Below are 6,477 nucleotides of genomic sequence, written 5' to 3'. Positions count from 1 at the left end.
TCTACAGTGGGTCTACAGTGGGTCTACAGTGGCTCTACAGTGGGTCTACAGTGGGTCTACAGTGGGTCTACAGTGGGTCTACAGTGGCTCTACAGTGGCTCTACAGTGGCTCTACAGTGGCTCTACAGTGGCTCTACAGTGGGTCTACAGTGGCTCTACAACGAACAAAAGACGAACGATGAACGAAGGAACAACGAACCTAAGTAGAAGGAAAGTTGAAGCTAAGGCAGAGATAAAAAGAAGGTTATTAGTGGATTTCAACTTTGCCAAAGATTTGAAACTTTGGCAAAGTTTATACAAATGACGGTGCAAGCCACACGGATAGATAGGGGAAAGAAAAGTGAAAAGCCCCCGAACCCCCGAAGGGGGACAAGCCTTAAAGAGAAATAGGTAAAGGCTATCAGTCTGAAAAACAAGACTTATTCGAAGATAGAGGGAAGTTAAAGCAAGCTTAAGAAAAACAAAAGACGGTGCGAGCCATACGGACAGACGAACAATGAACGAAGGAACAACGAACCTAAGTAGAAGGAAAGTTGAAGCTAAGACAGAGATAAAAAGAAGATTATTAGTGGATTTCAACTTTGCCAAAGATTTGGGACTTTGGCAAAGTTTATACAAATGACGGTGCGAGCCACACGGATAGATAGGGAAAAGACGAAGAAAAATTAAGAATAAGAGGAGGACAAAGTGGAAATAAAAGAAAAAAAGAACGCATTTTGCGAATTTAATTCTTAATGGTATGTTGTTAATTGTTAATTAATCATTATCTTTGCCCCCAAAATAAGTACGTATATACGATTTGTTATAAAACAGACTCTTTAGATAAAATACATTTTTCATATATGAAATACAAACGAATTTTACTAAAACTCAGCGGGGAAGCCCTTATGGGAAGTCGCCAGTACGGCATTGACCCCGCGCGTTTAAAAGAATACGCTGCCGAAATTAAGGAGGTAGTGAACCAAGGCGTGCAAGTGGCTATAGTAATTGGCGGGGGGAATATCTTCCGCGGGGTAGCTGGTGCTAGCAATGGTATGGATAGAGTGCAAGGCGACTATATGGGTATGCTGGCTACTGTTATCAACTCGCTTGCCCTACAAAGTGCCTTAGAAGACGAAGGACTTTTTAGTCGTTTGCAAACAGCTATCAAGATGGAAGCTATAGCTGAACCTTTTATTAAACGCCGTGCAGTACGCCACTTAGAAAAAGGACGCGTAGTGATTTTTGGAGCGGGAACGGGTAATCCTTACTTTACGACCGATTCGGCAGCGGTACTTCGCGCTATCGAAATCAATGCCGATGTAATCCTTAAAGGTACTCGTGTAGATGGTATCTACAATGCCGACCCTGAAAAAGACCCTAATGCGGTGAAGTTCGACCATATCTCTTTTAATGAGTGTATTGATAAAAACCTTAAAGTGATGGATATGACGGCTTTTACCCTTAGCCAAGAAAACCATTTGCCTATCATCGTATTCGATATGAACAAAAAAGGCAACCTCGCTAAAGTAGTAGCAGGCGAAAACGTAGGAACGACAGTCAATGATTAATGGTTATATTGCGATGCTTCTTTAACAATTGAAGGCTAACAACTAACAAATAATTAAAAACAATATACAATGAACGAAGAAATTAATATTATCTTAGAAACTACGAGCGAAGCGATGCAAGAGGCTTTGCAACACTTAGATAAGGCTTTAGCCAATATCCGCGCTGGCAAGGCGAGTCCGCAAATGGTAAGTAGTGTAATGGTGGACTACTACGGTGCGCAAACTCCCCTTAGTCAGGTAGCCAATGTATCAGCTCCCGACTCACGTACTATCTCTATTCAACCTTGGGAAAAGAAAATGATTCAGCCTATTGAGAAAGCTATCCAAATAGCTAATTTGGGCTTTAACCCAATGAACAATGGCGAAATGGTGATTATTACCGTACCACCACTTACCGAAGAACGCCGTAGAGAGCTGGTAAAACAAGCCAAAGGTGAAGGTGAAGACGCTAAAATAAGTGTGCGTAACGCCCGCCAAGACGCTAATAAAGAGATTAAGAAGGTAGAAGCTTCGGACGATGTGAAGAAAGAAGCTGAAGAACGTGTGCAAAAGCTCACCGACAAATACATCAAGAAAGTAGAAGAAGTATTAGCTATAAAAGAAGCTGAGATCCTAAAAGTTTAGTTTAGGTAAGAGATAAGAGGTAAGAGGGTATGGGGTATAGTAATACAATAAGTAATAAGAAATGACAAACAACGAACAAGTAAAGGATTTAGTGAATCGCCTGGGTGCGTTAAGGAGGTATCTTTGACGTAGATGCTAAACGCATTGAAATAAGCAACGAAGAAGAAAAGACTTTTGCACCTGACTTTTGGGATAATGCGAAAGAAGCTGAGAAAGTGATGCGCGAGCTTCGCACTAAAAAGAAATGGGTGGAAGACTATGAGGAAGCCGAAAATCTTACCTCGGATATAGAAGTACTACTTGACTTTTTTAAAGAAGGTGAAGCTACTGCGGAGGATGTAGACCACCAATACGCCCAAGCCTTACACGCTATTGAAGCATTGGAGTTCCGCAATATGCTTTCGGACGAGGGCGATACGATGAGTGCGGTATTGCAAATTACGGCAGGTGCAGGTGGTACTGAAAGCTGTGACTGGGCATCGATGCTACTACGTATGTACACGATGTGGTGCAATAACCAAAAATATAAGGTAAAAACACTCAACTTCCAAGAAGGCGATGTGGCAGGAGTAAAAACGGTTACCATAGAGATTGAAGGCGAATACGCTTTTGGCTACCTAAAAGGTGAAAATGGTGTACACCGTTTGGTACGCATCTCACCTTTTGATAGTAATGCTAAACGCCATACTTCTTTTGCCTCGGTATATGTGTACCCTTTGGTAGATGATACTATTGAAATAGACATTAATCCCGCTGATATTACGTTTGAGACGATGCGCTCCAGTGGTGCTGGAGGGCAGAATGTAAACAAGGTAGAGACAGCTGTACGTTTGCGTCACCACCCTACGGGTATCATTATTGAGAATTCCGAAACCCGCAGTCAGTTGGATAATAAGAACAAGGCGTTGCAACTACTCAAATCGCAGTTGTATGAGATAGAGCTCAAAAAGCGTCAAGCCAAGCGCGATGAGATAGAGGCAGGAAAGATGAAGATAGAATGGGGCTCACAAATACGCAACTATGTAATGCACCCCTACAAACTTGTGAAAGACGTGCGCACCAATTACGAATCTACTGATGTAGATAGCGTAATGAACGGTGAATTAGATGAGTTTCTCAAAGCCTACCTAATGCTTATGGGTACGAGCCGTACGGGCGATTTGTAATGGTTAATAATTAATGGTTAGTGGTTAATACTTTTGGAATATGGGGGTAATGAATGATAATAAAATAGTAGTTTATCAGGTGCTTACAAGGCTTTTTGGCAATACTAATACCACTAATAAACCTTGGGGGACGATAGAAGAGAACGGTGTAGGTAAGTTTGCTGACTTTACTACAAAAGCTCTTGAAGAACTCAAAGCATTAGGTGTAACACATATTTGGTTTACGGGGGTGTTACACCACGCCCTTACTACCGACTATACGGCTTATGGTATCAGCAACGACTTTCCCGCAGTGGTAAAAGGTCGTGCGGGTTCGCCTTATGCCATTAAGGATTACTACACTGTAAACCCCGACCTTGCCGATGACCCTACACAACGCTTGGAGGAATGGGAAGACTTGATTGCCCGTACCCACCAATGCGGACTGAAAGTAATAATGGACATAGTGCCTAACCACGTGGCGCGTCGGTATGAGAGTATAGCCAAGCCGGAAGGCATACGCGGTTTTGGCGAAGACGATGATACCACCGTACAATATGCGGTAAATAACAATTTCTATTACAATCCTAATGAAGCTTTTCAGTTGCCTGAGGGTATTTATGGCGAGTATCACGAGTTTCCTGCCAAATGGACGGGTAATGGTGCACGCGCTTCTAAACCCGACCGCAATGACTGGTATGAAACGGTAAAACTCAACTACGGGGTACGACCTGACGGCACTAAGGATTTTGCTGAACTACCTGCAAGCTTTGAGAATGAAGATACTGAAGCGCATTACCACTTTTGGGCTGATAAAACAGTACCCGACACTTGGAGAAAATTTAAAGATATAGCCTTGTATTGGCTCGGGAAAGGAGTAGACGGCTTCCGTTATGATATGGCTGAAATGGTGCCGGTGGAGTTCTGGAGTTATCTCAATTCGGCTATCAAGCACCAAAATCCAAAGGCATTTTTATTGGCTGAAGTATACAATCCTAATGAATATCGTCCTTATCTGCATTTGGGCAAAATGGATTATCTATACGACAAGGTGCAACTGTACGACACTTTGCGCAATATTGTGACTCACGGGCATAGCACCGATGCCATTGCCCCTATACAGCACAACCTTGCCGATATTGCACATCGTATGTTACACTTCTTGGAAAACCACGACGAACAGCGCATAGCTTCGCCTGAGTTTGCGGGATATGCTGAAAAAGCTAAACCCGCGATGACAGTCTCTACGTTTATTAGCGAGTCGCCAGTGATGCTGTATTTTGGTCAGGAAGTAGGGGAGAAAGCAGCAGAGGTAGCAGGATTTGGTAGTCCGTCGCGCACGTCTATATTTGATTATATAGGTGTTCCTGCACACCAGCGTTGGGTGAATAACAAACGCTTTGACGGCGGTCAGTTATCAGAGGCAGAACGTTCTTTACGCAATTTCTACCAGCGATTGCTCAACTTAAAAGTAAATGGGGCTTATATTGATTTGCACCAATACAATCGACAGCATACTGAGTATTACAACGATAGGGTGTATAGTTTTGCAAGAGGCAATGAGGAAGAACAGTGGGTGATTGTGAGCAATTTTAGTGAGCACGACTATTTTGGTTTTGACTTGCAGTTGCCAGATTACTTGTTGGGTAGTTGGTTCTTAAACGATGGTACTTATACGCTTACCGATGCTCTTTACAATGAAAAACACACTACCTTACAGATTGCAAATGGTAAAGGAAGATTGCGAGTAGATATAGCGCCTTTGGAGTCTTTAATATTCAAAATTAGCAAATTAGTAGATTCGTAGATTATGAACATTCATTTTATAGTAGCTCCCAGTACGCATTTGCGTCCATTAATGGCTGAGCTACACAAAAGACATCATATCACTACACTCCCCGAAGAGATGACGGCTACAATTGATTACGTGGTGGTAGACCCACATCTTTCTCATACACACCCAGACTTATTACAAGCACAACACTTAGGACTTAATATTCTATCGCCTACCTCTTTTCTATACGAATACTTTAAACACAAAACTCGTGTAGTAATTACAGGTAACAAAGGAAGAAAAGAAGTATTGGCAAAGGTGCTTCACACTATGGATTTTTGTAATCAACCAGTGAGCTACTACTTTGAAAGTCCTATCGAAGGGAAGCAAGTGCATTTTGCTGATACTGAATTTGTGCTTATAGAAGGCAATGAAGAGGGGGCTATGTTGCACCCCACAGTAGCTCTTATCAGTGATATAATAGAAGAAAATAAAGATATTTATAAACAATTTATAGAAGGAATAACCAAAGGAGGAATACTCATTTACAACGAAGAAGACCTGCTATTAAATGAGTTAGTAGAAAATAATGAGAGTCCTATTCGCAAGATGGAGTATGGTACTCCTGCGTTTGAAACTCATAAAGGTGAGACTTACCTCATTACCCCCGAAGGCGAATTGCCCTTAGGTGAAACAAGTGCTGAACAATTGAGCTATATAGAAGCAGCCAAATGGGTATGCCAGAATATGGGCATAGACGAAGCCGACTTTTATGAGGCAATGGCAAGTATTTAATAAGATAATAATTAAAAATTTAAATATATGAAGTTTTATTTTTCACTCATAGTTTTAGCTTTAAGCTTTTTTACAGCTTGTAATTCGAGCAATCAAATAAGTAAAGATGAGGTATCTAACCTTATTGCTGATTATTTAGAAGAGAACCCTTTATTCGAGACAGGGAAATTTAATACTAACAAACAGAAGTTAGACAGTACTAAAGACAAAGATTTGTTAATTACTATACAGGAATTAGCAGATGAAGGGCTTATTGATATTAATAATGAGAAAAGTAGGAAGAGATGGTTTTCAAAGGATAGTGTATATGTGATTTCTCCTACTCTTACTAAAGAAGCACTTCCTTACCTTGTGAAACAGAACAAGAACAGTGCTAATGTTAAAACAATCATTTATAAATTAAATGATAAAGGGATTACTATTGAGAAGAACTCAGAAAAGGTGGTTATTTGCAATGTAGTATTAGATAAAGAGAAAACACCTTTTTACAATTTTGGTAAAGACCCGTATCCTAATACAACCTTTATTACTCAGAAGTTTAAGTTGAAATACAATGAGAAAAATGGCTGGAAGATTATAAAGAAATAAA

Annotated in this window: 7 protein-coding genes and 1 pseudogene; all 8 read left to right on the top strand. The window is 40.8% G+C overall.

All coding sequences use genetic code 11. The annotated features are described in order from the left end of the window. Positions 1 to 207 (top strand): annotated as a pseudogene (locus tag HMPREF1320_RS11125) (hypothetical protein); the annotation flags it as partial. A gap of 289 nt (positions 208 to 496) precedes the next feature. Beyond that, positions 497 to 622: a hypothetical protein gene (locus tag HMPREF1320_RS11755; RefSeq protein ID WP_255347470.1), complete on the top strand. Its 126-nt coding sequence runs from the start codon at positions 497 to 499 to the stop codon at positions 620 to 622. A 220-nt stretch (positions 623 to 842) separates the two neighbouring features. Next, positions 843 to 1,550 carry a UMP kinase gene (gene pyrH, locus HMPREF1320_RS05450; RefSeq protein WP_002671891.1) on the top strand — a complete coding sequence of 236 codons (708 nt, stop codon included), beginning with the start codon at positions 843 to 845 and terminating at the stop codon, positions 1,548 to 1,550. 69 nt (positions 1,551 to 1,619) lie between these two features. Continuing rightward, the gene (gene frr, locus HMPREF1320_RS05445) at positions 1,620 to 2,174 is read left to right on the top strand and encodes a ribosome recycling factor (RefSeq protein WP_009417760.1); all 555 of its coding nucleotides are present in this window, start codon (positions 1,620 to 1,622) and stop codon (positions 2,172 to 2,174) included. A 61-nt stretch (positions 2,175 to 2,235) separates the two neighbouring features. Continuing rightward, a protein-coding gene (gene prfB, locus HMPREF1320_RS05440) for a peptide chain release factor 2 (protein ID WP_157446755.1) occupies positions 2,236 to 3,340 on the top strand; the annotation gives its coding sequence in 2 pieces (ribosomal slippage) (positions 2,236 to 2,295 and positions 2,297 to 3,340; 1,104 coding nt in all). A 40-nt stretch (positions 3,341 to 3,380) separates the two neighbouring features. After that, positions 3,381 to 5,126, top strand: a complete 1,746-nt coding sequence (locus HMPREF1320_RS05435) for an alpha-amylase family glycosyl hydrolase (RefSeq protein WP_009417756.1) — start codon at positions 3,381 to 3,383, stop codon at positions 5,124 to 5,126. A gap of 3 nt (positions 5,127 to 5,129) precedes the next feature. After that, positions 5,130 to 5,888, top strand: coding sequence for a hypothetical protein (locus HMPREF1320_RS05430; RefSeq protein ID WP_009417727.1), 759 nt, complete (start codon positions 5,130 to 5,132; stop codon positions 5,886 to 5,888). A gap of 27 nt (positions 5,889 to 5,915) precedes the next feature. Beyond that, positions 5,916 to 6,476, top strand: a complete 561-nt coding sequence (locus tag HMPREF1320_RS05425; RefSeq protein WP_002671901.1) for a hypothetical protein — start codon at positions 5,916 to 5,918, stop codon at positions 6,474 to 6,476. Position 6,477 lies beyond the last annotated feature (1 nt).

The sequence above is a fragment of the Capnocytophaga sp. oral taxon 335 str. F0486 genome, assembly GCF_000277665.1.
Classification (GTDB): Bacteria; Bacteroidota; Bacteroidia; order Flavobacteriales; family Flavobacteriaceae; genus Capnocytophaga; species Capnocytophaga ochracea.
The sequence above is the reverse complement of the archived record's forward strand: the minus strand, read 5'-3'. Positions and strand labels throughout refer to the sequence as shown.

Bases quoted from the DNA above. Each gene is read 5' to 3' on its own strand.
- HMPREF1320_RS05435 (WP_009417756.1), top strand. From the start codon at position 3,381: ATGGGGGTAATGAATGATAATAAAATAGTAGTTTATCAGGTGCTTACA.
- frr (WP_009417760.1), top strand. From the start codon at position 1,620: ATGAACGAAGAAATTAATATTATCTTAGAAACTACGAGCGAAGCGATG.
- pyrH (WP_002671891.1), top strand. From the start codon at position 843: ATGAAATACAAACGAATTTTACTAAAACTCAGCGGGGAAGCCCTTATG.
- HMPREF1320_RS05430 (WP_009417727.1), top strand. From the start codon at position 5,130: ATGAACATTCATTTTATAGTAGCTCCCAGTACGCATTTGCGTCCATTA.
- HMPREF1320_RS11755 (WP_255347470.1), top strand. From the start codon at position 497: ATGAACGAAGGAACAACGAACCTAAGTAGAAGGAAAGTTGAAGCTAAG.
- HMPREF1320_RS05425 (WP_002671901.1), top strand. From the start codon at position 5,916: ATGAAGTTTTATTTTTCACTCATAGTTTTAGCTTTAAGCTTTTTTACA.